This window comes from Hassallia byssoidea VB512170, assembly GCF_000817785.2.
GTDB classification, from domain to species: Bacteria; Cyanobacteriota; Cyanobacteriia; order Cyanobacteriales; family Nostocaceae; genus Hassallia; species Hassallia carrinoi.
In genome coordinates, this window is sequence record NZ_JTCM02000100.1 from 1 (window position 1) to 24,799 (window position 24,799).

The window sequence follows — 24,799 nt, forward strand, 5'->3', positions numbered from 1 at the left end:
GGTCTTGGGGTTTCCCCAAGTGGAGCATCTGGCGTGGCAGGGGAGCCAGTGCGGTCTTGGGGTTTCCCCAAGTGGAGCATCTGGCGTGGCAGGGGAGGCAGGGGGAGAGGAATTTTACCCAATGCCCAATGCCCAATGCCCAATGACGGCAGGTGCTCCACTTGGTCCGACACCAAGACCGCACAGCCAAACCTATGCCCATTGCCCCATGCCCAATGCCCCATCCCCTACGCAGTTTTCATAACTTAACAAAAATCAGCTTTTTTTGACAAAGCTATACTTCATTCACTACACAGCTAATTGACAAACTGCTGTATCCTAAATGCTGCAAGCATCTGTAGTTACTTTTAAAGTAAGAAGCTCCTCGCTAGACCATTCGTCCTCATGCGAAAATGCAATTAATGGTAGTGCCGCATAAGTGAAACAACCTCAAAAACTGCATATATTCCTCTTTAGCGCCCCATAAATTTTTTGTGGGGATCAAATCGACCGTATTGAGATTTGCAGATGTTCTTGAGGTTCAAGTAAGATGCATTTTTTAACTATACTAACATTAATATCTGTGTCTGTGTGTTATAAAGTACGGGTAATTTTCCGTCATACTACCAAGAAGACTCATAAATAACGCATAATTAAATAATCTGAAGTGAAGATATTGCCTTCAGTCGGGTGTATACTACTTACTTTCCTTTAGCTGATAACTGTGTAAACGTGCTATTCATCTGTCTGTAATATGAGTAACGACATAGATCTGATCAAACGTCTTGGTCCGAGTGCGATGGATCAGATCATGCTTTATCTTGCTTTTAGTGCCATGCGGACTAGTGGGCATCGGCATGGGGCGTTTTTAGATGCGGCAGCAACGGCAGCAAAGTGTGCGATTTACATGACCTATCTGGAGCAGGGACAAAACCTGCGAATGACAGGACATTTGCACCACCTTGAGCCGAAGCGGGTGAAAATCATTGTTGAAGAAGTAAGACTTGCGCTGACAGAGGGCAAGCTGTTGAAGATGCTTGGTTCGCAAGAACCGCGCTATCTAATTCAGTTGCCTTATGTGTGGATGGAAAAGTTTCCTTGGCGACCGGGGCGATCGCGCATTCCGGGTACAAGTCTGACTTCTGACGAAAAAAGGCAAATTGAACAAAAACTGCCGCAGAACCTGCCTGACGCCCAATTAGTCAGTTCTTTTGAGTTTTTAGAACTGATTGAATTTTTGCATAAGCGATCGCAGGAAGACTTGCCCGAAGAACACCGTATGGGTTTGAGTGAAGCTTTAGCGGAGCATATCAAGCGCCGTCTGCTATACTCAGGCACGGTGACAAGGATTGATTCTCCTTGGGGAATGCCTTTCTACGCTCTGACCCGTTCTTTTTACGCTCCTGCTGACGATCAAGAGCGTACATACATCATGGTCGAAGATACCGCTCGGTATTTTCGCTTGATGAAAGATTGGGCAGAACGACGACCAAATTCGATGCGAGTCTTGGAAACTATGGATGTGCCACCAGAGCGATTAGAACAGGCTCTGTCAGAATTGGATGAAGTTATCCGCGCTTGGGCGGATAAATATCACCAAGAGGGAGGAGTTCCCATGATTTTACAGATGGTCTTCGGTAACAAAGAAGACTGATAATCAACAGCGATTAGCAAATGAAGCGCTAATCGCTTTAATTTCTGGGGGGATTCGTGGGAATTGGGGTACTCTCAAAAACTGGTTGGATATTTTGCTGCGATCGCGTTGCCGGTATAAACGAAGGTAAATAACCGCTAACCGCTCGGTCACTGGCATCAATACAATTATCCATCGCTTGCACAGGAGCAGAGTCAGTTTCCGCACGCAAACCCACAACACACTGAGCGAAACGCACTGGCAACAAACTGCGACTACAGTAATTTAAAGCAGCCGGGTTAACAGCCTCTTTAACATTTGCACTAATACCTACCACACAAGTGGCTAAATCTTCCGGACGCCTTGCTTGGTTACAAGATGCGAGTGCATCCGTCGCTGCAATTTGCGTTTGTTTCTGAATTCTCGACACGCACAAAGACAACTCTTTCGGACGCAGTGCGTTTGCACAACCAACAGAAGCTGCATCAGGAGTTACGCCGACACTTAAAAGGCGACCGGCACAAACACGGTAATCATTCGCATAAGAGGCAGTGACAGCCATACCAGGTAAAGGCATTGCCATCCATCCAGCTACAGCCAAAGCTGGTGCGAACAAGCGAATTGTTTTATTTTTTAACTTACCTAAGGCATAACTTACGTGTTTATTCGGACTTTTGCTCATTTTTTTTGCGATCGCTAACATTGCCATTCTCCAAACACCCAAGCATATGCTATCTCAAATTCGGGAATGGGGAATGGGGAATGGGGAATGGGGAATGGGGAAAGAAAAATTTCCTACTCCCTACTCCCTACTCCCTACTCCCTATTCTTTGTGGAGAATGGAGAATGGAAAGAATCTCTCATTACCAATTTGCAATGCCCAATGCCCAATTACCAATTACCAATTACCCATTCCCCCTTGCCCAATTTGATATAAAAATTAATAATTTATGGAAATAATGTTTTCTACCTATTTATAATGGAATGTCTGGGTAAAATTAAACAGGATTTAGATTAAGGAAACACATGTCCCGATATAGAGGACCACGCCTCAGAGTTACTCGCCGCTTAGGTGACTTACCAGGATTAAGTCGTAAAAGCGCTAGACGCGCTTATCCCCCTGGTCAGCATGGTCAGAACCGCAAGAAGCGCTCTGAGTATGCCATCCGTCTAGAGGAAAAGCAAAAGCTCCGCTTCAACTACGGTCTGACCGAAAAGCAGTTGCTACGTTATGTACGCAAAGCTAGACGTGTTACCGGTTCTACCGGACAAGTGCTGCTGCAATTGCTCGAAATGCGCTTGGATAACACTGTTTTTCGCATGGGTATGGCTCCCACCATTCCAGCGGCTCGTCAGTTGGTAAATCACGGTCACGTAACTGTTAACGGTCGTCCCGTGAATATTGCCAGCTATCAGTGCCGTCCCGGAGAAGAAATTGCGGTGAGAAACCGCGAAAATTCACGCAAGTTGGTAGAAGCTAATTTGCAATATCCCGGTTTAGCTAACCTTCCCAATCATCTAGAGTTTGATAAAAACAAGATGCAAGGCAAAGTTAACGGTGTGATTGAGCGTGAATGGGTAGCGCTACAAATTAACGAACTGCTCGTGGTTGAGTATTACTCACGTCAAGCTTAAGGATTTTAGATTTTAGATTTTAGATTTTGGATTGTAAATTGCGGATTACTCGTCACAACCAAAGATTTTGGACAAGATGCAAGTAACCTAAATAATCCAAAATCCGTCTTGAAAAGCTTTGATGCCTTCTCCTGTCGGAGAGGCTTCTCTTCGAGACGCTTCGCGAACGCCAACGGCAACGCCAAGGGCGAACGGAGGAAACCTCCGCTCAAACTTTTCGCAAAATCCAAAATTGTTTCATCCGCCAATTTGCGACATGGTGCGAGAATAAACACCGATTGTTCCCGTGTCGCGTCCTTTAAAGTTGATTTCTGGCTTCATTGCCAATAAATGTCTAACCTGCTCTCGCAATTTGGCGGTGCTGACACCTGCGCGCAGAGCAGTTTTCAAATCAAGTTGCTCGCTTTCATTTAATAAACAAGGACGCAGCCAGCCATCTGCACTCAAGCGCATCCGGTTACAGCGATCGCAAAAACATTCTGACATCTGACTGATAAATCCCAATGTCCCCTTCGCTCCCGGAATTTGAAATACATCAGCAGGTCCACTACCACAAACTTGCGATTCTGTCAAACCCCAACGTTCGCGGATTTGTTGGCGCAACTGTTCTGAAGAAACCCAACCGCGATCGCCAAATAACTGCGAATTGCCAATCGGCATAAATTCAATAAATCGAACGTGCCACTGTTTGTCAATACTCAAGGCAGCGAGATCGAGAACTTCGTGGTCATTAACACCCGGAATTATCACTACATTGAGTTTCAGTGGGTTGAATCCCACATGGTATGCTTGTTGAATTCCTTCCCATACATTTTGCCATCGAGAACGACCGCGATTGCCGATAATTTGGTCAAATATATCTGGGTCGAGAGAATCTAAGCTAATGTTAATGCGTCGCAGACCTGCATCGTAAAGGTTTTGCGCCATTGACGCGAGTAAAAAGGCGTTGGTTGTCATCGAGAGGTCTTGAGTTTGGGGGAAAGATGCGATCGCATGAACCAAATCCACCACACCGGGACGTAACAGCGGTTCTCCCCCAGTCAAGCGAAAGCGAGTAAAACCAACGGGGATAAACACCTCTTGAATTAGGGTGAGTAGTTCCGCATCAGTCAAAAGCTGTTGCTTGAGGATATAGTCTAATTCTGCCCCTTCCGGCATACAGTATTGACAGCGAAAATTACAGCGATCGATTAAACTTATCCGGAGGTAATCTACCTGGTTCATAATTTTATAGATTTATCTTTTAGTCTTGATTCACAAGACGCGATTTTTGTCCAGCTATACAAGCTTGCTTGATAAATTTTATTTACATGCTTTTAAGCTAACGTGAATTTAGCTTGATTGTGGATTTGACATAACACAATCCGCCATAGGTTATAAACCTATGGCTAACAGCGCTCATTCCTATAAATAGGACTAAATAGTAGCTACCGTATGGATTTCAGTCTATTTTAATGGACTTGGGCTATTAGCCTAGGACTTGCAGTCCTAGGCGGGATTGAAAGCTAATTGAGAGTAGTACAAAATGTAGACTAATTTTTCGCACTCTACTTATCTAAAAAATCAATTTTCACCGCCACATTGAATAAATCCTGCTTGGTGCTTGAGTTTTTAACCTCACCCTCATTCAAAGCAACAACATAAGGTTCACCATCAACTAGCGCGATAATCGGTCCACCAGAAGAACCCCCCGCAGTATCGCAATCATGTAAAAGAAAATTCGCTTCTTCTTTCAAAATGCTGCAACCAGCTTGAAAACTTGCCGTCCATCCAGCACCAGCGGTAAAAAATTGTTGATATTTGCTGCTGGGAAAATCGCGAGAATAGCCGACAAAAAAGTATTTTTTCTGATTGCGAATCAAAGTTGAGGAAGCAACAGATTTTACACCTAAATAGCCGTACTTGCGACCTAGGGGCTTATTAATTTTCATCACAGCCCAGTCATTTGCATCGAGTTTCGCACCATCTTTGAAATTTGTGCCATAGACAACATCCACCACTTCTGCCACATCCCGCGTATCTTGTACTTGACCATCAATCACGTTTGGCAGAAATTGAATTCTTTGGCTTAACTTACCAGTTTCCGGGTCGATGACGCAGTGGGCATTGGTCAAAATAATATCTTCGGCAATTAACGCTCCCGTGCAATGATAACTATTAGCATCCGCTGTAGTACCTTGCACTCGTCCAATAGTTGACCAAGGATATTTTCTACTCAACATCGGGATGCGATCGTCTATCTGGTCAGGAATTCCCCGCGTACCACCTTCATTAGGTTTTGCCGACTGACCAAGATTAGATGGCATAAAAGGTTTATTATTGCCTTGTATGCGTAACTTACCTGCATCTTTAAAGCTGGTAAACTTCGGTGGGGTAGTTTGTTGCCTTTGTGTCTGTGCTTGTGCTTGCATTGATGCCCAATAGCCCAAAGTTGCGACACTGAGAATTGCTGATAGAAATAGTGCAAAAGATTGTTTAGTCATAAGATTATTACTCCTTTGTGGAAAATTGAAGTTTTTGAAATCATAATGTGTGTCACAGACTCAGACCTCTCCCCCAGCCCCTCCCCTATGAGGGGAGGGGAGCAAGATTAACTGGAAGTCGAACCTCTCCCCCAATCCCTCCCCTTCTTACTCCCCCTTCCCTACGAGGGAAGGGGGCTGGGGGGTTAGGTTTCTTCATCGCCACTCACCCTGTAAAGTGAAGGCAGACCAATAATAAGGATTTTGCCACTTCTGGTCTTGCCATAATTTCATTTGTGCAGCACGCAAAGCAACTGTAGGCGACTTGCCTTGTTTCAACATTTCTGTATAAAATTCTTGCATCAATTTTGCTGTCCCATCGTCGTTAACTTGCCAAAGAGACACAGCTACTCGTTCTGCCCCTGCATACATCAATCCTCTTGTCAAGCCTACTAATCCTTCACCATTGACATTTTTACCCAAACCAGTGTCACAAGCACTTAGTACTACTAAATCGGCTGTAAAGTCAAGATTAAAAATGTCACCTAATCGTAAATAACCTCTATCCGCAGGTTTAGCTTGTTTGTCTAGAAACAAAGAAAGAACGATTCCTGATAATTCCGGGTTATTGGGGTCTGCAAAGCCGTGGGTAGCAAAATGTAAAAAGCGATATTGAGAAAGTTGCTTATTTGTTACCCAGTTGTAGTTAGCATCAAAGCCAAAAGCTTGCAGATTATTAGAAGATGGTATGAGGTCTAAAATCGCCTTTGCTTCAGTGCTTGTACCTTCGATTCTTTCCCAGACATTGCGATTGAGATTTTTTGCGCCTCGTTTCAGGTCAGATTGTTCTATTTGACCGCGAAAATCCGAGTTAGGAACGGGAATTGCAGGTTTGCCAGTGATTCGCTCATCATTCGCTTCAAATACCGGATCGGCAAGCACTGCGAGAGTTTTTGGTGCGCTTTTACGTCCTTTGAGGTCAACTCTTTGGGTAGCGATCGCTGTAACCGAAGGCAAATTAACTATTTCATGGTTGACTATCAAAGGTTGATAATTGACCTCTCCCCCAACCCCTCCCCTCATAGGGGAGGGGAGTTTATCTTGCTCCCCCTTCCCTTGCACCTTAAGGGGTTGGGGGGTTAGGTCATTTAATGCCGCAAAGGGAATTGTTTGCAAAGCACCATCAGCCACAATCACCAAACGCTTTTGCCCCAACTTGTCAGCCACAGGTGCAAGGATGAGTTTACTAAGTTTAGTTGCAGATAAAGCTGTTAAGTCCCCTCCTCTCGGTTGTTGCAAGTCATTTTTAAATTTTGTTGCGGCTTCTTCTATTTGCTTGCGTGGGGGAAGTTCGTAGCTGTCGATGGAGTTGGGAGTAACAGCCCAAAGATAGCTACGTTCTTCACCCAAGGAATACTCTAATAACAGAGTATCTTTATCGAGTTGTTGCTGAATTTGCGATAATTTTAGGGGTTCGGGATATATCAGATTCCCGTATTTTGGGCTTGAAGTGCGGATTTTGGTTTGTAGTTCTTTTTGTTGAGTGAGGAGGGTTTCGACTTCTTTTTGAAGCTTCTCGGCGCTGACTTTCGCAATGGGGTCTTTAATTTTGTCACTATTAACTATATCAAACCGGAGTTTTCCTCTAGCATCAATTAACTGTTGTAAACGCTTTTCTTCTGCCAAAAGTTTGGGGTCAACGCCTTTACGAATATTTGCTCTAGCTTCGGTTAATAGTTCAATTAAACCACGGGCGCGGGAGCGTTCGCTAATGTGCAGTGCTTGAGCGTTATATCCTTTTGATGGGTCTTTTTTGTGCAGTTGCATCAACAAATCAATGTAGAATTGGTAATAATCCTGCACTGTCGCAAAGTAGGAAGAACGTAAGTCTTGGCTTGTAACTTTGCTGCGTGTATTCTCAACAATGCCGATAACTGTTTCTATGTGCGTCTTGGCTTGGTTGAAATTGCCTCTATCGCGCTCAATGATGGCTATTTTATACAGTGGAAAAGTTTGATAGGATATGTCGCCTATTTGCTTTGCTAGCTTTAGTTGTTGATTGTAAGCCTCTATAGCCAGCTGCGGCTGTTTCATAGAGGTGTAAATTATACCTTGAGCTTTGTAGACGGTGGCAAGTGATGTTAAATCTCCTAGTTGCTGTGATAGCAACAAAGATTGTTTGCTGGCATCAAGAGCCTTTTGATGATCTCCTGCGCGTTCATAAGCGGCAGTTAAAAAAGTGAGAGCACTATTTTCATGATCCTTAAGGTTATATTTGCGAGATAATTCCAAAGCTTTTTCGCCATTTTCTATCGCTTGGGGATAATCCTGCAATAATTCATAAGCCTTGGTCATATTTCCAAGATTGGTAATTTCGTCAGAAACAGAACCTTGTTCGCGGGCAGATATTAACGCCTGCTTAGAATAATCCAATGCTTGATGACAATCTTCTGGTTTTTTTTGATAAAAGCAGCTTGCTAGATAAGCAACACCTATGGAAGAGAGAGTAACTCTTACTAAGCTCGGATTGCTTTGCTGATATATTGCCAAAACTTCTTTGCTTTTTTCGATACTTAATTCATAAGCCCCTAAATTTCTGTAAACATTGCTCATCTCAAAGATAATCCCTCCTTCTAGATCGGAGTTTTGTTTTTGCTTAGAAATCTCCAGTGCTTCGTTGAGTCTATTTAGGGCTTCCTGAAATTCTCCTGATTTTGTATGGATAGAAGCAATATTTACTAGCGTTTTAGCTTTTCCTTGAAAATCTTTAATTTCAGTTTGTAGCTTTAAAGCTTGAGTAAAATTCTCATTGGCTTTTTGAGTCTCGCCTAGACTATAGTACGCCTGACCAATACTGGAAATCAACTCTGCTTCATCCTGGGTTCGACCTAACTCATGGGCAATAATTTGTGCTTGTTTTAAATAGACGATTGTTTGCTGTGTATCACCCAACGCTAAATAGCTGATGGCAATACTCTTGAGAATAATGATTTGATTTCTTTGAGATTTTACGTCCTGTCCTAATTGTCTTTGGACTGTCTTTTGTAACTCTAAACCCTGCTGGATATATTTTTCTGCTGAAGGGCGATCGCCCCTTGAACTGTAGACTAAGCCTATGCTATTGAGTGTCCTTGCTTGTTCAAATAAATCTTTTGTTTGGCGATAGATTTTTAGTGCTTGTTGGTGATAATCAAGGGCTTTCTCTGTTTCGCCCAATTTTTGGTAGTTTAATGCGATAAATGTCAGTGTACTGGCTTGTTCTGGTAAATCGTTATTTGCCTTGTGAATCGCTAAGGCTTGATCTAAATACTCACGCTGCTTTTTCGGTTCGCCGAATCTACCATATACCCCAGCAAGTCCAGATAGTGCTTCAGCCTCTTCTTTTGGTTGATTGTCAGCATGATACAATGACTGGGCTTGGTTGTAAGCATCAATCGCTTTTTGCTTTTCCCCTAATTGTCGGTAAAATTCACCAAGTCCTGAGAGCGTTAAACCTTGCAGGGAGCGAGCCTCTGGTTCTTTAGATTCCCGCAAGATAGCTAATGCTTGTTCCACATATCCCACAGCTTTTGTGTATTCAGTCAGGTTGAAGCCGTAGATCATGCTGAACGTCATAAGTGTACGAGCTTCTTGAAGTCTATCCTTTAGTTCTCGCCAAATAGCTAATGCTTGCTCCACATATCCCAGAGCTTTGGTGTTTTCATTCAGTTCACTGTAGATAGTGGCGCTCAGATCAAGTGTTGTGGCTTCAAAGTAGCGAGCTTTTTGAGGTATTACGGCACGTATTTCTGGTAATCTCCAGATTTTTAGCGCTTCTTCTAATTTTGTAATTGCCTGTCGCTGTGATGCTGCTGATGGTTGCCGAGCCAGTTCTATTGCTTCTTTGAAGAGTTGAGATGCTTTATCCGTCAGTGGCTTTATTTTCGCTTCTTCCGGACTTAGCGCAGGTTTTGCGTTTTGTGGTTTCGTAGCTGGCGACTGGGCTATTTGCAGTTGTAAGCTTGTAATGTTGACACTAGCCGGAACTTTCCCAGGTATATTTTCTGCAAATGAATCTGAATACCCTCGTTTCGCCTGCTGTGCTATTTGCAACCTTCTCTCAGGTGTTGCCCCCACTGACTCAGATAACAAAACGCCACTGAGTAACAAAATTAAACTGTAGCGGGTAAAACTGGGCAGCAAGCACCAGAAAGTCCGCTGAGACCTTGCACTTTTCTTCATCCTCAAGCCTCAACAAGTTATTAGTTGCAGCAAGAATCCCGCCGGCACGAATCCTGCTTGTTAGTAAATATATTTAGTTGACTTCAGTGATTTCTCTGAAGTTTCATTGTTATTTTACGGGTATTGCTGGGAAAAATCTACTTGTGTTTCGGTTTTTGTAACAGTTCACGCCAAAATGAGAAAAAACTGTAGGTCGTTGGGGCAGAATAGATTTGCCTTGAAAATAGGGCTAGGGGGTGTTTTTAAACCCCAAAACCCCTTAGGCTAGAAGCCTAGGGCGTTGTGCGTACAAAGCCTGCCGACCCAGGCTAAAAACTCTGGTTTGTCTTAGTACAGCATGAGCGTAAAAGCGTAGCGTTTTTAAATGCAGGGGGATGTTTTGGCTTAAGGTTGAAGTGTTTTGGCTTAAGGTTAAAGTGTTTTGGCTTAATGTTGAAGCGTTTTGGCTTAAGGTTAAAGTGTTTTGGCTTAATGTTGAAGCGTTTTGGCTTAAGGTTGAAGTGTTTTGGCTTCAGGTTGAAGTGTTTTGGCTTCAGGTTGAAGTGTTTTGGCTTCAGGTTGAAGTGTTTTGGCTTCAGGTTGAAGTATATTTGAAAAAACACTCCTTAATTAGGCGAATAAGTGCAAAAAGTTTAATGTACAAGATTACAATGTTCACATACTAATAGTTTGTCAAACTCATTTGGACGGTTAGAGAAACGCGATAAATCGCCGTCTCTACAGAAAAATTATCCGTCAATTAGTCCTTGACGCACTACTAAATTATCTGGTGGCTATTGTTAGCGCTTATGTGAGTCAAAGAATAAATGACCAGATTTCCCTACGACCAGTTTGCCAAAGATTATCTCCAAGAGTTGTTATTGCCATTAGGAAAAGTAGAAACAAGCCGTCAGGTTGCGGCAGAAGTGCGAGAGATTGATGTTTATTTTGCACCCTCACCTCAACCTTCAAACAACACGATACCGCTAGGATTATTAGGGCGATTTGCTGCTACAGCAGCACTGTTTGAACCGTTTAGAAATGCGGCAACTAAAAGTGAAATTCGCGGTTGTCTACACAAATTGTTTGATGTTTTTACTGATTTAGAACGTCAGGCTAAACGTAATAATACTCGCGTTTATGAAATCGAATTACCGCGTTTGTGGATTTTATCGCCTACCGCTTCTGTGTCGCTTTTAGATGGATTTGGAGCTAGACTTGATGAAGATAACTGGGGTGCTGGAGTCTATTTTTTAGCAGACTTTTTCAAAACAGCTATTGTCGCAATTCACCAGCTACCGCGTACCGAAGAAACTCTCTGGTTGAGAATTCTAGGTAAAGGAAGAGTTCAGCAACAGGCAATAGATGAACTAGAAGCACTTCCAGAAAATAATCCTTTACGTTCCAAAGCTATAGATTTGTTAGTTAATTTGAAGACTACCTTAGAAATCGGTCAAAATGTAGATCAAGAGGATAGGAATTTAATTATGCGCTTATCACCGATTTATGAGCAACGGCTAGCAGAGGCAAGACAAGAAGGTATCCAGCAGGGTATCCAGATTTATGAACAACGGTTAGCAGAGGCTAGACAAGAAGGACAACAGCAAGGTATGCAGCAAGGTATTCAGAGGGAACGTCGCATTACAATAGAAAACTTGCTGCGTGTCCGCTTTGGGACATTGGATGAGGAGTTAGTAGCAATTATAGAGCCAATGCTTGTATTACCACCAGAAGAGTTTACTGGTTTGTTGCTGCAATCATCTCGTGAGGAGTTGTTGGCAAGATTTCGTCAGACTTGAGATTGTGTGAAGCAATAAGCGCGATCGCCTATACAATAACGTAACTTTAACTACAAACTAACCTTTAATATGCTTTAAACTATTAAAATCATCAGCAGTTATTTGATAAGCCGCACCAAAACCAATCACAAAGCGCCCTTCATGAGGTGTAAGCTTAAAAATGCGGAAGTCAGCCAAGCCACGAAAAACTTGAATCATGTCTCCAAAACGTTCTTCAAAGCGATCGGCAATTTGATTCCACTCTGAAGTTTCTCTTTCAATTAAACTTGCAGAACAATCAAAAGTTAGACGACGACGGGCAAAGATTTGCTCGGATTTCGATTCATCGTCAATAAACAGAATGCAAGCTTGAGAATTAGCATACAAGTTACGGGTGTGAGGTGAAAGACCGCTAACAAATATATAAACGTTTTTTGCCTCATCCATCACAAAAGGTGCATAACTAGCGTTAGGTTGATTTTCTTCGCTAACGGTGCTGAGGATAACACTTTGAAATTCATCTGTGAAATTTTGATACGCAGCTTGTGCTTCTTCAATTTTGCTCATGGTTTGATATATATTTTGTAGCGCTGTAGGGTGCGTTACGCTAACGCACCATCTGATATTTTCGGTGCGTTACGGCTTACGCCTAACACACCCTACAGTATGATGTAAAAAACTATTCCCAGGTGGAAATAGACCGCAGTACGTCGGGAATTTCACCTTGAGATAAAGGAAATTCGAGGGTGGTTTCTTTTAAGCCTAAATAACCCGATTCGGTAAAGGATAAAAGCATTCGCGATAGCGCTATCCAAACTTCTGATTCATATTCCCAATCACGATAACGTGTAGCACGACCGGCGATTGAACGCAATGCCCAAAAGTATGAATTCCTCACCACGGAACCACCTTTTTTAAATTCTGGTAAGTCCTCGTGGTGTAAAAAAAGTACGCTGTTTTCAATTCTAGCTCTCATCGAGTTGCTTAGTTAAAAACTTGACGATACACCAATTCTAAAAGCGCGTCCGGGTTGATAAACACGATTAGCTTTTTCATACTGAACATCAGCCAAGTTTTCGACAAAAAGATTTAACCCCAAGGTTCTCGTTATAGGAATCCTAGCACCAAGATCCAAGTTCAACCAAGAGGGTGAGAAATCTGTGGTAGACTGACCAGGTAACGTATAAAAGGCTCTTCGCGAACCACTGTTGTAACTAGCAATCAGATTAACCTGCCAACCGTTGGATTCATAACCTAGACCCATTTGTGCTACTGAGTAGGGAACGAAGCCTAATTGCAATCCTTTGTCTAAACCTGATTCGATGCGGGCATCAGTATAAGTATAGTTGATAAAAGTTGACCATTCACGCGCAATTCGCAAGCGTAAAGCAGCTTCTAAACCGTTGGTATTTACTAAGCCAATATTAGTCCACTGACCTGCTGAACTTACTGCCAAACGGTTATCTAAACTACTGCCAAAGTAAGTAAATTGCCCGGTTAAATTATTAGATAATTTGACATCAAGTCCTGCTGTCCAAGAAGAACCTGTTTCCGGTTTGAGGTCGGGGTTGGGCGACCAGCCATGAACGGTATCATAAACATACAATTGGTCTATACCAGGGTTGCGTTGCACTGATGCCCAACTTCCACGCACTGCAATATTGTCGCTAGGTGCATATTTTAACCCGACGCTAGGATTAAGATAACTACCAAATTCGCTATTAAAGTTTTGTCTCAATCCTAAATCTGCTTGAAAATTCTTTGTTAGATTCCAAGTATTTAAAGCGAATATTGCTGTTTGAAATCTATCTCTATTTTCACTGCCATTAAAACGAATTCGATTAGGTAAATTACTGAGAACATCTCCTTCAAGGTTGTTATTTTTTAAATCTAATCCCCAACGTAGAAGGTTATTTTGATTGAATTGCCACTGATGTTCTACTCTCGCAGTTAAAGCTTGGGAATCTAATGTACCTCGACGATAAAAACTAGTGCCACTTGGACCATAAGTGCTGAAATAATCTTGAGCATAGCCGATTGTGGCGTTAAGAGTAGAATCTTTAGCATTACCAAGCTGGCTTTTCCAAGATAAGCCAGTACTGAATACATCGTGGTCAAGTCTGTCTCTTTGAAGAGGGAAACCAAAATAAGTTAAACCTCGGCGACTGCTAATTATATTAGTATCAAAACTGATAGTATTTTTGGAATTTACATCTAAAGTAACATTACCAAAGTAGTTGCTAGTCGCGGTATCTCCATTAAAGAAACGTCCATTTGCATCACGATTAACAGCACCGACAGGTACTTTGTAATTATTTTCTGCGTCGTACTTTTCGTAGCCTATATTAAATTTGACGGAACCAAGAGCGCCACCATAGCTAGTACGATAGTTAGATTCATCAAAAGAACCATATTGCACTAAACCACTGAATCTAGGCGGACCTTCACCTTGTTTGGTGATAATATTAACTACTCCGCCAACGGCTTCTGAACCGTATAATGTGGAGGCTGTACCACTTGATAATTCTACTCGTTCAATCGATTCTACGGGAATGCTATTGAGGTCAGTATTGCCATGATAAATGTTAATGTTGCTGTTAATCGGTCTGCCATTTAACAAAAATACAGACTGATTAATTGACTGTCCTCGGTAGAAGGTTCCGGTGTGAATATCTGCACCAAAACCGACATCGTTAATAGCAAATCCGGGTAAACCTCTTAATACTTCTGCGGCACTATTAGCACCTTGTTTTTGAATTTCATCTTTATCTATTACATAAACTGGAGTAGATTGAGGCTGAGTATCTTCTTCGCCAGTTACTTCTAAGTTAATATCTGCATCATCGCTGGTTTGTGGTTCTGGTTCAGTTGTTGGTGGTGACTGGCTAAGTTTATCTAATTCAGTTTGCTTTAATAATTGAGCATCCTTTGATGGTAGTTTGATTTCGCTTAAATTAGGAATGTCTGATATTACCTGAGACGATTTATCCGCTGCTACGGTAGGAAATGCGTAAGCTAAACTTGTTACACTAACTGAAAGCAAAAGAAGATACCTTCTCACCCTGTTTCCTCACACTAAGTAAAAATACCAATCAGGTGTTATTTTTGCTGTTAGCGGAAAAAACTGTCAAAAGACAGGCTGTCATACTTTAGGGTATTGGCAGACGAACCGCAGAGGAAGCTGAGGAAGCAGAGGAGGAGAAGGTAGAGAGTCTGACAATCGATTTAGGATTGTTATATTTAAGAAATTGGTTCAAATACCATTGTGGGAATTAACATATCGGCTTCGGCTTGGGCTATTCCTAAAAAACGCTTGTCTTCATGGTAAACTCGCGCTGTGCCGGTAATATCCATGAAAGGAATGCGCTGTCCTTGACACCATTTTTGAGCAGATGTTGCTGGTAAGGTGATAGATGGTAGATGCTGTAAGGCTGCATCCGGGGGAGTTGGTTGAAAGGTTCCTGCTTCTAAGTCGCTAAAAGTGAGACTGTCTGCTAGGTGAAAACCGCTGCTTTCAGTGCGTGTTAAGGCAGCGAGAGTACCGCCAGTTTGTAAAATGATACCTAAATCGCGAGCGATCGCTCTTATATATGTACCAGATCCGCAGGCGATCGCTACATCCAATTCCGGAAAATCTCCAGATCGCCAATCCAAAATTTCAATCTGAAAAATCTCAACTGTTCGCGCCGGCGCTTCTATGACTTCGCCTTTACGTGCCAAATCATACAAGCGTTTCCCCTCAACTTGAATTGCACTGTAACTTGGGGGAATTTGCTGAATTTTTCCCTGAAATTGTTTAAGTGCAGTTTCCACATCTGCTAAACTGACTGCACAGATTTGAGAAGCGATAATTTCACCTTGCAAATCATCGGTTGTAGTCTGCACACCTAAGCGAATTGTCGCTTTGTAAGCTTTGTTTCCTGGTAGATATTGCAATAATCTTGTGGCTTTACCAAGTGCGATTGGTAACACCCCGGTTGCGGCTGGATCTAATGTTCCTGCGTGTCCCACGCGCTTGAGACGCAACAGTTTGCGCGTTTTCGCTACGCAGTCGTGAGATGTCCAGTCAAATGGTTTGTTGAGATTTAGAAAGCCTTGCACGGATTTTGGGAATGGGGAATGGGGAATGGGGAATGGGGAATGGGGAATGGGGAATGGGGAATGGGGAATGGGGAAAGAATTATTACCAATGCCCAATGCCCAATTACCAATTACCAATTACCAATTACCAATTCCCAATTCCCATTTTACGGCTTAACTTCTTTCACCTCACCACTCAGCGCTTGCGCTAATTCGGTTGTTGTTAAGGACTGGACAAGACTTAAACCTACAGGTTGGCTAGAAATGGTTTTGACGTAAGCAGCGTTGAGGTAAGGTATATATTTTGAGGTTCCGGCTACGTAAGTTTCAAAAAAAGGTAAACTCATACGTAACAAGTACTGACGCGCTTGTGCTGGATTGTTGCCAACTATCTCTGAAGGTAATCCTACTTGTTCAGTGGTATTCTTGCTTTCGCCAATCGCAGAAAAGTGGGTTCCACCTTCAAGCACAACTAGGTACTTTTGGGTATTGGCAATCCAGGAAAAGGGCAGAATTTGTTCGTATAAAGCTGGTGCAATGGTATCATCACTGCTGCTAACAATCATTACGGGAGTTTGAATTTCTTTTAAGCCAGCTTCTCCGAAGACGCTGCTAGTGATTGGATTAAGGGCGATCGCTGCTTTAACTCTCTCATCCCGCAAGTTATACTGATTGTTTGGCAATTGCAAAGCGCGACACTGAAGCAATAAAGACAGATTCCAAGTATCTTTTAATGCCTGTTTGCTACAGTCTTTTCTTAATTCCTGAAAGTTAATTTTAGCACCAGCCAAGGCTAAAGCTGTGTAACCACCAAACGATTGACCAATTACACCAACTTGTTGCAGATTTAGCCGTCCTTTAAATCGGGAATCGGATTTGTTCCGCATCTCCAATTCATCAAGTATATGTTTGACATCTAAAGGACGGTCAACAAATTCCTGCGGATTTGCAGCTTCACTAGCGCGTCCATTCAAAAGGGATTGCAGTTGTTTCGCATCGCTACCCGGATGATTGGGAACGATGACAGCAAACCCGTAGGATGCTAAGTGATTCGCTAAATATTCAAAGTTGCCGCTGTCTGAACCGACACCATGAGAAATGACTATTACTGCTGCGGGTGTGGAAACATTGGGAAGGTAAACATCTGTCAGTAAAAGCCGATTGCGTGCTAAGTCAAAAATCTTTAGTGTCTCTTTATCTTTGAGTGCAAACTTTCCTTTGCGACGTAAATCTGGCAATTGCGAGAGATTTAGCCACGGTTGAACGATCGCTGCTTCTGTATTAGACTTTTGGGAAACTGCGGCGATCGCTCGATTAGTTTCACTAACGAGTTTTTCCAGTTCTCCTGCTATCCCCAGGCTACGCGCTAAATCAATGTGAATGCTGCGACTGGGATACTTTCTTAACAAATTTAATAACGTTAAGCCTTCTGGTTCCGCAGAAGCTAAAATCAGCGCTGAACGTAAGGCATGAAATCCGGGTTTGGGTTGACGAGATTCGGTTTTAATCACTTCTCCCAAACGTCCTAAGAGAAATTCTCCTTGGGGTGTGTAGAGAAATTGCGAAACCGCTACCGAGTTAACTTTGATTGGTGTGACTAAAGCACGGCGTAACTCCTGAAGCTGTTGTGGTTGCACATATTGCTGATAAACTGCCAAGTCGTCGTCAATTACATTCTTTTTCGCGTAATTTTCCAAAGCATTGATGGAAATAGAACGCTCTAAAGCCGAGTAAGATGCATAAATTCGCTCTGCTGCCCGTGCTGAATTACTTATCCCAAGTGTAGGCAGCAGCGTTGAGAGAACCAGCCATAGAAAATTTTTTCTCAGGGTGCTGGTCCAAATACCAAACAAGCTGTTCATCGATCAACGATGTTGTAGGTTATGTTGTGAGCGCGAGGCGTTAGCTATGGTAGTTACGGACACCCTGGTTGTTTGAAATTCGATTCGCCTGGTGAAGTATTGATTTTTGTTTTTTTCTCTAATTAAGAAATTCAAAATAAAATTTCTTGAGAGTTATTAACATAGGTCAAACTACCTAACTACCCAGATATGAATTAACAATTCTTAGGTAGCTATAACATCATAACAAATAATAAATTCACCCGCTTCAGTATGACAAATGCAACAAGAAAAAAGCGATCGTTTGACAAAAAAATCCCGTAAATTTACCGGCATAAAAATTTAGATTATTTGGATTTTCCTAAAGCGATCGCTACACAACCAGATACAACCAAAACCGCGCCGAGTATACCTGTCAAAGTCAAGCGTTCTGGCGCAATCAGATTACTTGCCACTACGGATACAACTTCAACTGATATTAAAGTCACAATCGGAGCGGTAGCCAATACTGCACTTACTCGCGATGCTTCCCAATGCTCTAATGCTTCTGCAAAAGCACCGTAAGCAATTAAAGTATTTAAAGCACAAGAAAACAATATTCCGCCATGCAAAAAATCGAGTGTAAAAATTGTATTTGGATGAGCAAAAGGAGTGAATAATAAAGCACATCCTCCATAAATAATCAGCATAATGCTGGCAGAAGATAAAGATTGTAATAACTGTTTTTGTGCTAAAGCATAAATTGCCCATACGATCGCTGCCAACACAGTTAAACCAGTACCTAAAAGATATGTACCACGCGCTGTAATTAAATTATTTAATTGTTCGTGAAAGAACAATAAAAAACCAACAATCAGCACACTCACACCCAGCCACTGACGCAATGTATAACGTTCGCGAAAAAGAACTAAACCACCGAAACCTAATAACACCGGCGCTAATTGAATGATAACTTCTGCGTTAGCGGGTGACGTTAACGCTAAACCTTGCAAAAAAAGAACGTAATTGCTAGCCAAAAAGATAATAGCGATCGCTAACAGTTTCCCAGAAGCAGAACGCAGTTGTGTTAGCGTTGGTAACTTCCCTCGCACCCCCAAATAAACGGCAAGCAATGCAAACGAAACGATAAAGCGAAACCAAGTAACAGTGTAAACATCGAGTGTTTGCAATGTTACCGCCAAAGCAATAGGTAGAATTCCCCATAAAAAAACGGTCAAAAGCGATAGCAAGAGTCCTAAACGCCAGCGACCTGAACTTTGATGCATCATATTGTTTTGATTCGTAGTGAGGGCTTCAGCCCTCATAACAGAGGCTTTAAGGGCTGAAGCCCTTACTACAAGCATCCCCTTAGAAGAAATCTATCATCCAAGGGGAGGAACCTGCAAAGATTTGTGTAGCTGTATCTAGAGATGTTTCTGTAGCTTGAAGTTTTCCGGTTATTTGCAATTGCTGCGGTGTAAATAAACCTGTGTAAAGCGGTGCTAATCCTTTGATGTCTAACTTGAACTCACCTTTTCCACCTTTTGTGACTTCACCGCGTCCGTTGGCAACAGATAAGATAAATTTACCATTGTTTTGGGCTATTAAGTCATCTTCAACTTTTAGGTGAAGTTCAGTTTGAATTTTCGTTGGATAACCCCGCTTTTCTAACGCTTTGACTACATCTATCACGCGCAGCATCCAGCGGCTGATATGCTTTATCTTGGCAGTTTGCTCTGGTAGCATCAAACTTAGAGAGTCAACCGCAGAACTCCTCCAGCGTATCTTGTCAATTTGCGATCGATGATTGGCTATAAAAGACCAAAAAGTTTGTGCAGCAGCAGTTGTCAGGACTACCCTATCCCGAATTCGCAGAATAGCACCATCCTTGTCTGGGTGTTGGCTGAAGATAATGTAGCCTTGAGGTTGGTTTGCTTCCCCAATAATATAAGCGTATGGCGTTTGTTTTTCTAATGGTCGGCTAACATCTTGCCAGATGAATTGATTGCGGTCTAAATGCCCATTGTTAAGTCTTGCCTGCTTTTGATATAAATCATGAAATAGTTCAAGATTGATCGGAACTACAGGTTTGATAGGTAACGGTTGCTCTCGAACTTGGATACTCTGAGCGAGAATTTCCCAAATGCAAGCACTACCAGCTTGTTCATACCCTGCTTTGCGATACAAGCGTTGAGTAGCTGGATAGAGTACGGAGATGGGTACACCATTGGCATAAAGTTCTTTGACGGTGTGCTGCATTAAAGCGATCGCAGCTCCTGTTCCGCGATATTCACAAGCAATGCCAACTGCGGCAATTCCCGTCATCGGTACATTAACACCACCCCACCATTGACTCATCGGAATAATTGCCAGTCCCCCAGCAATTTGCTCATTTTGATGGATGACGCGGAGGTTTTCTACACCAATGCGGTTAAAGTAGCTTTCGCTTTCATCTAGTTCGAGAAAACACTGGTCAAGAATATTACCCAGCCGCTTAACATCTTCCGGATTGACATTCTGACTGTATTCAAATTGAGGCGTCATACAATTTACCGCCTAGTAACATGCAATTACAAGCATACTACATAAAGTGGTATTGCGATCGCCAACGGCGATCGCCTAAACAAGCGTGGGAACTAATCTACATAATCCTTTATAAATTCAGGTTTTTTATTATCATTTGAGGTGATTGGACGTTGACCATCGATGTCAATCGTGTCAGAAACCTGAAAAGTACTTTTAGCGATCGGACGTTCACCATCGATATCGAAAGTATCCCCAACCACTAGATCGCTTGGGTCAATTGGACGCTTGCCGTCTACGTCTAGGGTATCATGATCTTCAAAATCACTTTTACCAATTGGTCGCTGACCATCTATTTCATAACTCTCACAAGAGCGAAAATTACTCTTGCCAATTGGACGCTGACCATCTATGTCATAAGTATCCTCAACCTCAATATTACTTGGGTCAATTGGACGATGACCGTCTACGTCAAGTGTTTTAGGAGTTTCTTTCGATTCTTGATTAGATAACTGAATATCTGTTGTATTCTCAGTTGAATTATCTTTCTTTTTGTTATTCATACTTCGTCTTGTTTTTAATTGTGGTTGTTCACTTACTAATAGCATTACCCAAGAGTTTTTTAATCCATAATTAGACTGCTTTTGGGCGATGCTCAAAGATTTTCTCAAGTAAATAAAAATTTAGGACTTACGCACTTGACTTTGAGACCTTTACGTGTATTCACGGCACAGAACTCAGTCTTCTTGGTTGAACTGACCAGAATAGTGGTAATTGTTTCCACATAATGCCAAAACTGCATAAATTGATTTTCCTTGCACCCATAAAAAATATAGAAGGAAAGCTCATTTATGCTTAACTTCTGTTGGGCAAATCAAGTAAGGCTTTAGGCACACAATCAAAGCAAGTAAATGCGTAAGTTTTATTGTGTATTCACAACATCGGAAGAGGAGTTGCCATCATGGTTATACTACTAACTTCGATCATAGTATTACTTTTTATAAGTATACTATACTTACTGCTAGCCTCAGGTAAGAAATTTAAGTTTTTCAACCTTACCGGACTGGTATCAAAGAATTCAAAACCTATAACAATTGCGGTAATAGTTGTCGCAGCGGTTATAAGTGGACATACTGTGTCCGCGCAGATTACACCTCCGACTTCGCTCAAGGATGTGCAAGTTCCAAAGCCTAACAATCTCGCAGTCTTTGTTAAAAACGAAGCTGCTGCGATCAAGCTAGGAAAATCCCTTTTCTGGGATATGCAGGTCGGTAGCGACGGTTTGCTGTCCTGTGCCAGTTGTCACTTTCATGCCGGAGCGGACAACAGATCGAAAAATCAGATAAATCCTGGGCTTTTAGTTACTTTGAACCCGGATACAACTTTTCAAGTTGGCGGGGCACCGAACTACCAGCTAAAGCCGGAAGATTATCCATTTCACAAGCTGTCAGACCCGAATAACGCCGGCAGTACCGTTTTGTCTGACGCTAACGATGTTACCTCCTCCCAAGGAGTTTTCAATGCAGAGTTCGTTGATGTCGTTCCCGGTCAGGCAGAGGACACAGTAAACCCCAAGCCCGATCCGGTCTTTAACGTGGGAGGGACAAATGTACGCCGAGTCGAGCCGCGCAACACCCCAACTACGATTAACGCGGTGTTCAACTTCCGCAACTTCTGGGATGGAAGAGCGCAGGACATCTTCAACGGCGTCAGTCCCTTCGGCTTAAGAGATCCCAATGCCCTTGTTGGAAGAGCAGACAACCCAAGTAAGCTAGAGCTGGTCAACATCGCCCAAGATCCGAATCTTAGGCTTAACAATTCGTCTTTAGCTTCTCAAGCGGTCGGTCCGCCACTCAGTTCCTTTGAGCAGTCGGCTGACGGTCGAACCTTTGCGGAAATTGGCGATAAGTTCGGAGATATCGACAAAAAATCCAGGAGCGCTTCTAAAGGCAAAAAGCTGCCGAGAAAACTGGCTAAGAAGCTAGTTCCGCTTCGTCCCTTAGGCAGGCAGTTAGTACACCCAGAAGACAGCGTTTTAGGTGCCGAAAGCAGAGGGTCTAAACCCGGTCTAAAAACGGCTACCTACGAAAAGTTGATTGAGGATGCTTTCAAATCAGAGTGGTGGAAGTCTAACCGGATGATCCAAATTGATGCCAATGGTCAACGAACTATTGTCAAAAAACCCGATCGCTCTTTGGCGACAAACGAGTACACGCTGATGGAGTACAACTTCCCGCTGTTCTTCGGACTGTCGATTCAGATGTACGAGTCTACGCTCGTCTCCGATGATACACCGTTTGACCGCAACGCCCTAACCCAGCAGCAGCAACGGGGTAAAGCGTTGTTTAATGATTTGAGAAGAGCTGGATGCGTCGGTTGCCATAGTGGAGTAGAATTTACTAGCGCTTCGGTTAGCAGCGTGAACCAACAAGGAAGAATTGCATCCTTCAGCGTACCTAATGGTCCAACAATCTTCTTTGACCAAGGTTTCTTTAATATTGGTGTCAGACCTACCCAAGATGACCTTGGTGTGGGTGATAACGACCCGTTCGGAAACCCGCTTTCTGAGACGCGAGTGGCTCAACAAGGTAAATCCCAGCAGCTTCTTGGCGATCCGAATCTCACAGTTCCCTCAAATGCGATAATAGCTGCGGACGCAAACTTCAAAACCCCCGGACTCCGCAACGTGGAACTTACCGCTCCTTACTTTCACAACGGTGGACAGTTGACTCTGCGGCAAGTGGTAGAATTCTACAATCGTGGTGGAGACTTCCGCCAGGGAAGCGCCCTCGCCCCAATTTCACCAACGTTAACCGAAGCGGAAAAAGATGACTTGGTAGCTTTCATGACAGCACTCACGGATGAGCGAGTCCGCTATGATAAAGCACCCTTCGACCATCCGCAACTGTTCGTCCCTAACGGACATCCGGGTAACACATCATCTGTTACCAACGACGGCACCGGAAAAGCCACGGATAATCTGTTGGAAATTCCTGCTGTTGGTCGTAACGGTGGCACCCCGACCCCAAATTTCTTAGAGTAGCGCTAATTAGCGCACAAAAGCCGGACTCTAAATCTTAATCGACTTGCGGCATAACAGAAACCCGGTTTTTCAAAAAAACCGGGTTTCTTAGTAAGATTCGCTTCGCGATTAGATAACTCAATGTCCGTTGTCTTCTCAGTTGAATTATCTTTATTTTTGTTATTCATACTTTGGCTTATTCCTTCTTGTAAGGTAACTTTTCAAAACCTGCTTGAACAAAATGCTTGTCAAAACTTAAAGCCGTGCGGATTCCCAATTGTGTCATTACCACAAAAGAAATGCAATCAGTCAGCGAATAAGACTTATCATCAAACTGCTGAAATAACCTCCATCCCTCAAAAAACAGTATTTCATCAACATGGATAAATTGAACTGATGGACTACTTAGTAAGCGTTCGCCAGTTTCAACAGCTTTCGCATGAGGATTTCGACTGTTAAAAAAAGTAATTATCTCATCAAAAACATAAGATGTAGTTACCATTCGAGGTAATTTCTGAATAAAACTTTGCCAATGCTTTAATGTCAAATCATGATTTATATCATCTGCTGTTTCCAACGCTATAATATAACTCGTATCTAAAAAAACAGTAGTCATTCATTAAAACCGTAAATATAAGTATCTGCTTGTTCAGAAGCATCCGTTACACCACAAGAGACTGGATGCATCCCCATTGACAAAATTGGATCGCTTTTTATAGTTGTTATCACTACAATCAGATTATTTTCCTTGCGAATTTCCACTTCTTCAACTCCCTCTAAAAACTCCTTAGGAATAACCACGCCTTGTTCTGTCACCTTTAGTTTCATAAATTCCAGTTTTTCTCAATTCTATACTTAAAGGATACAGTACCTAAATAAACCTGGGATTTGAATTTTATAAATGTACGCTTCTTTTTCTTAGCGGTTCGTTACTCCTCCACCATCTCCAACAATTGCGCTTCACTCAACTGCGTAATTCCCAAACTTTCTGCTTTTTCCAACTTAGAACCCGCATCTTCTCCCACAACTAAATAATCAGTTTTCTTACTCACAGATTCCGTAACTTTACCACCATTTTTCTGAATCAACGCTAATGCCTCTATTTATACCATAAAGAGCAGCATTTACACGTTATTTACTATCAATATTGATTATTAGTATAGCTAGGGGTACTTCTCGCTATTACGAATCAATTTTCAACATCCTATCTTCAATTTGTTGCCAAGTTGATGGCGCCACCGACACTGCTGCTTTTTTACACTCTATGATGAGGCGATTGGCATAAAGGTAATTTTTTAGTGCTTTGATTTCTTGTTCAGATAATTTAACCATTTCTAGGGTGAGGTTGAAAGCATGAAGCCATGTTTCAAAAAAGTGTTTAGTTTCGGAGTCAAGTGCGGGCTTTGGCTGCTTATGATCAAGAATTTGAGTTTTAATTGCTTTCATTTGGTCAATTAGTCCAGTCAAGTCTATGTTCTTAAATATTTCGAGATTTTTTAGGTGGTGAGTGTACTTCACAAAACCATCGATGGTTTCGACGCTGCCGTGGGCGCTGGGGTAGGCGTTGCAGTGGGTTTCACAAACAATAGACAAAAATGGACAGCCTTGTTTACTAGATCCTCGATCCCCCACGACATTTTCGGATGAAGGCTGTCCATTTTTGTCCA

The 24,799-nt window shown here is 42.5% G+C and carries 22 protein-coding genes and 1 pseudogene; 7 read left to right on the plus strand and 16 right to left on the minus strand.

The genetic code is table 11. The features are described from left to right. The coding region (locus PI95_RS27790; protein ID WP_163519256.1) for a hypothetical protein at positions 1-244 on the plus strand (244 nt) is incomplete at its 5' end. Between the two features lie 489 nt (positions 245-733). After that, positions 734-1,633, plus strand: a complete 900-nt coding sequence (gene hetR / locus PI95_RS27795) for a heterocyst differentiation master regulator HetR (protein ID WP_039752577.1) — start codon at positions 734-736, stop codon at positions 1,631-1,633. Positions 1,634-1,670: 37 nt separating this feature from the next. On the opposite strand, the gene PI95_RS27800 is transcribed toward hetR, so the two are convergent. Next, positions 1,671-2,294 (minus strand): hypothetical protein, encoded by a 624-nt coding sequence (locus tag PI95_RS27800; RefSeq protein WP_163519260.1) that lies wholly within the window; start codon positions 2,292-2,294, stop codon positions 1,671-1,673. Between the two features lie 87 nt (positions 2,295-2,381). Here PI95_RS27800 and PI95_RS27805 point away from each other — a divergent pair, with 87 nt between their 5' ends. After that, on the plus strand, positions 2,382-2,549 hold the full coding sequence (locus PI95_RS27805; RefSeq protein ID WP_163519257.1) for a hypothetical protein: 168 nt from the start codon (positions 2,382-2,384) through the stop codon (positions 2,547-2,549). A gap of 89 nt (positions 2,550-2,638) precedes the next feature. After that, entirely contained in the window at positions 2,639-3,247 is a 609-nt protein-coding gene (gene rpsD, locus PI95_RS27810; protein WP_039752579.1) for a 30S ribosomal protein S4, read from the plus strand. Positions 3,248-3,484: 237 nt separating this feature from the next. Here rpsD and moaA read toward each other — a convergent pair whose 3' ends face one another. The 3 genes from moaA to PI95_RS27825 all read right to left on the minus strand — a co-directional run bounded on the left by moaA (position 3,485) and on the right by PI95_RS27825 (position 9,930). Continuing rightward, on the minus strand, positions 3,485-4,471 hold the full coding sequence (moaA, locus tag PI95_RS27815; protein ID WP_039752581.1) for a GTP 3',8-cyclase MoaA: 987 nt from the start codon (positions 4,469-4,471) through the stop codon (positions 3,485-3,487). 323 nt (positions 4,472-4,794) lie between these two features. Next, complete coding sequence (locus tag PI95_RS27820; RefSeq protein ID WP_039752582.1) at positions 4,795-5,730, minus strand: trypsin-like serine peptidase; 936 nt, start codon at positions 5,728-5,730, stop codon at positions 4,795-4,797. Between the two features lie 195 nt (positions 5,731-5,925). Continuing rightward, complete coding sequence (locus tag PI95_RS27825; RefSeq protein ID WP_039752583.1) at positions 5,926-9,930, minus strand: CHAT domain-containing protein; 4,005 nt, start codon at positions 9,928-9,930, stop codon at positions 5,926-5,928. Between the two features lie 374 nt (positions 9,931-10,304). Here PI95_RS27825 and PI95_RS27830 point away from each other — a divergent pair, with 374 nt between their 5' ends. After that, the gene (locus tag PI95_RS27830; RefSeq protein WP_039752584.1) at positions 10,305-10,595 is read left to right on the plus strand and encodes a hypothetical protein; all 291 of its coding nucleotides are present in this window, start codon (positions 10,305-10,307) and stop codon (positions 10,593-10,595) included. Positions 10,596-10,736: 141 nt separating this feature from the next. Next, positions 10,737-11,708, plus strand: a complete 972-nt coding sequence (locus tag PI95_RS27835; RefSeq protein WP_039752585.1) for an RpnC/YadD family protein — start codon at positions 10,737-10,739, stop codon at positions 11,706-11,708. Between the two features lie 57 nt (positions 11,709-11,765). Here the strand turns inward: PI95_RS27835 and PI95_RS27840 are convergent, their stop codons facing one another. From PI95_RS27840 to PI95_RS27875, 8 genes are all read right to left on the minus strand, one after another. Further along, entirely contained in the window at positions 11,766-12,254 is a 489-nt protein-coding gene (locus PI95_RS27840) for a HugZ family pyridoxamine 5'-phosphate oxidase (protein ID WP_039752586.1), read from the minus strand. Positions 12,255-12,366: 112 nt separating this feature from the next. Continuing rightward, positions 12,367-12,663: a hypothetical protein gene (locus PI95_RS27845; protein ID WP_039752587.1), complete on the minus strand. Its 297-nt coding sequence runs from the start codon at positions 12,661-12,663 to the stop codon at positions 12,367-12,369. Positions 12,664-12,675: 12 nt separating this feature from the next. Next, complete coding sequence (locus PI95_RS27850) at positions 12,676-14,748, minus strand: TonB-dependent receptor domain-containing protein (RefSeq protein ID WP_039752588.1); 2,073 nt, start codon at positions 14,746-14,748, stop codon at positions 12,676-12,678. 179 nt (positions 14,749-14,927) lie between these two features. After that, positions 14,928-15,788, minus strand: coding sequence for a tRNA pseudouridine(55) synthase TruB (gene truB, locus PI95_RS27855; RefSeq protein WP_039752589.1), 861 nt, complete (start codon positions 15,786-15,788; stop codon positions 14,928-14,930). 146 nt (positions 15,789-15,934) lie between these two features. Continuing rightward, positions 15,935-17,629 carry an alpha/beta hydrolase gene (locus PI95_RS27860; RefSeq protein ID WP_039752590.1) on the minus strand — a complete coding sequence of 565 codons (1,695 nt, stop codon included), beginning with the start codon at positions 17,627-17,629 and terminating at the stop codon, positions 15,935-15,937. Between the two features lie 326 nt (positions 17,630-17,955). Next, a complete protein-coding gene (locus PI95_RS27865) occupies positions 17,956-18,873 on the minus strand; it encodes a DMT family transporter (protein ID WP_039753914.1) in 918 nt (305 codons plus the stop codon). An 82-nt stretch (positions 18,874-18,955) separates the two neighbouring features. Beyond that, positions 18,956-20,131, minus strand: a complete 1,176-nt coding sequence (locus PI95_RS27870; protein WP_039752591.1) for a GNAT family N-acetyltransferase — start codon at positions 20,129-20,131, stop codon at positions 18,956-18,958. Positions 20,132-20,223: 92 nt separating this feature from the next. After that, complete coding sequence (locus tag PI95_RS27875; protein WP_236117222.1) at positions 20,224-20,769, minus strand: hypothetical protein; 546 nt, start codon at positions 20,767-20,769, stop codon at positions 20,224-20,226. Positions 20,770-21,245: 476 nt separating this feature from the next. Between PI95_RS27875 and PI95_RS27880 the strand changes: the two genes are divergently transcribed. Beyond that, complete coding sequence (locus PI95_RS27880) at positions 21,246-23,153, plus strand: cytochrome-c peroxidase (RefSeq protein ID WP_336507629.1); 1,908 nt, start codon at positions 21,246-21,248, stop codon at positions 23,151-23,153. Between the two features lie 175 nt (positions 23,154-23,328). Here the strand turns inward: PI95_RS27880 and PI95_RS27885 are convergent, their stop codons facing one another. From PI95_RS27885 to PI95_RS27900, 4 genes and pseudogenes are all read right to left on the minus strand, one after another. Then, positions 23,329-23,748 (minus strand): type II toxin-antitoxin system VapC family toxin, encoded by a 420-nt coding sequence (locus PI95_RS27885; protein ID WP_039752593.1) that lies wholly within the window; start codon positions 23,746-23,748, stop codon positions 23,329-23,331. Next, entirely contained in the window at positions 23,745-23,960 is a 216-nt protein-coding gene (locus PI95_RS27890) for an AbrB/MazE/SpoVT family DNA-binding domain-containing protein (protein ID WP_039752594.1), read from the minus strand. The genes PI95_RS27885 and PI95_RS27890 overlap by 4 nt, the downstream gene beginning before the upstream one ends. A gap of 101 nt (positions 23,961-24,061) precedes the next feature. Further along, positions 24,062-24,232 (minus strand): annotated as a pseudogene (locus tag PI95_RS27895) (BRCT domain-containing protein); the annotation flags it as partial. 82 nt (positions 24,233-24,314) lie between these two features. Continuing rightward, positions 24,315-24,799 (minus strand): NACHT C-terminal helical domain 2-containing protein (locus PI95_RS27900; RefSeq protein ID WP_444881581.1); only part of this gene is annotated, 485 nt, incomplete at its 5' end.

Bases quoted from the DNA above. Each gene is read 5' to 3' on its own strand.
- hetR (WP_039752577.1), top strand. From the start codon at position 734: ATGAGTAACGACATAGATCTGATCAAACGTCTTGGTCCGAGTGCGATG.
- PI95_RS27800 (WP_163519260.1), bottom strand. From the start codon at position 2,294: ATGAGCAAAAGTCCGAATAAACACGTAAGTTATGCCTTAGGTAAGTTA.
- PI95_RS27805 (WP_163519257.1), top strand. From the start codon at position 2,382: ATGGGGAATGGGGAAAGAAAAATTTCCTACTCCCTACTCCCTACTCCC.
- rpsD (WP_039752579.1), top strand. From the start codon at position 2,639: ATGTCCCGATATAGAGGACCACGCCTCAGAGTTACTCGCCGCTTAGGT.
- moaA (WP_039752581.1), bottom strand. From the start codon at position 4,471: ATGAACCAGGTAGATTACCTCCGGATAAGTTTAATCGATCGCTGTAAT.
- PI95_RS27820 (WP_039752582.1), bottom strand. From the start codon at position 5,730: ATGACTAAACAATCTTTTGCACTATTTCTATCAGCAATTCTCAGTGTC.
- PI95_RS27825 (WP_039752583.1), bottom strand. From the start codon at position 9,930: ATGAAGAAAAGTGCAAGGTCTCAGCGGACTTTCTGGTGCTTGCTGCCC.
- PI95_RS27830 (WP_039752584.1), top strand. From the start codon at position 10,305: ATGTTTTGGCTTAAGGTTGAAGTGTTTTGGCTTAAGGTTAAAGTGTTT.
- PI95_RS27835 (WP_039752585.1), top strand. From the start codon at position 10,737: ATGACCAGATTTCCCTACGACCAGTTTGCCAAAGATTATCTCCAAGAG.
- PI95_RS27840 (WP_039752586.1), bottom strand. From the start codon at position 12,254: ATGAGCAAAATTGAAGAAGCACAAGCTGCGTATCAAAATTTCACAGAT.
- PI95_RS27845 (WP_039752587.1), bottom strand. From the start codon at position 12,663: ATGAGAGCTAGAATTGAAAACAGCGTACTTTTTTTACACCACGAGGAC.
- PI95_RS27860 (WP_039752590.1), bottom strand. From the start codon at position 17,629: ATGAACAGCTTGTTTGGTATTTGGACCAGCACCCTGAGAAAAAATTTT.
- PI95_RS27865 (WP_039753914.1), bottom strand. From the start codon at position 18,873: ATGCATCAAAGTTCAGGTCGCTGGCGTTTAGGACTCTTGCTATCGCTT.
- PI95_RS27870 (WP_039752591.1), bottom strand. From the start codon at position 20,131: ATGACGCCTCAATTTGAATACAGTCAGAATGTCAATCCGGAAGATGTT.
- PI95_RS27885 (WP_039752593.1), bottom strand. From the start codon at position 23,748: ATGACTACTGTTTTTTTAGATACGAGTTATATTATAGCGTTGGAAACA.
- PI95_RS27890 (WP_039752594.1), bottom strand. From the start codon at position 23,960: ATGAAACTAAAGGTGACAGAACAAGGCGTGGTTATTCCTAAGGAGTTT.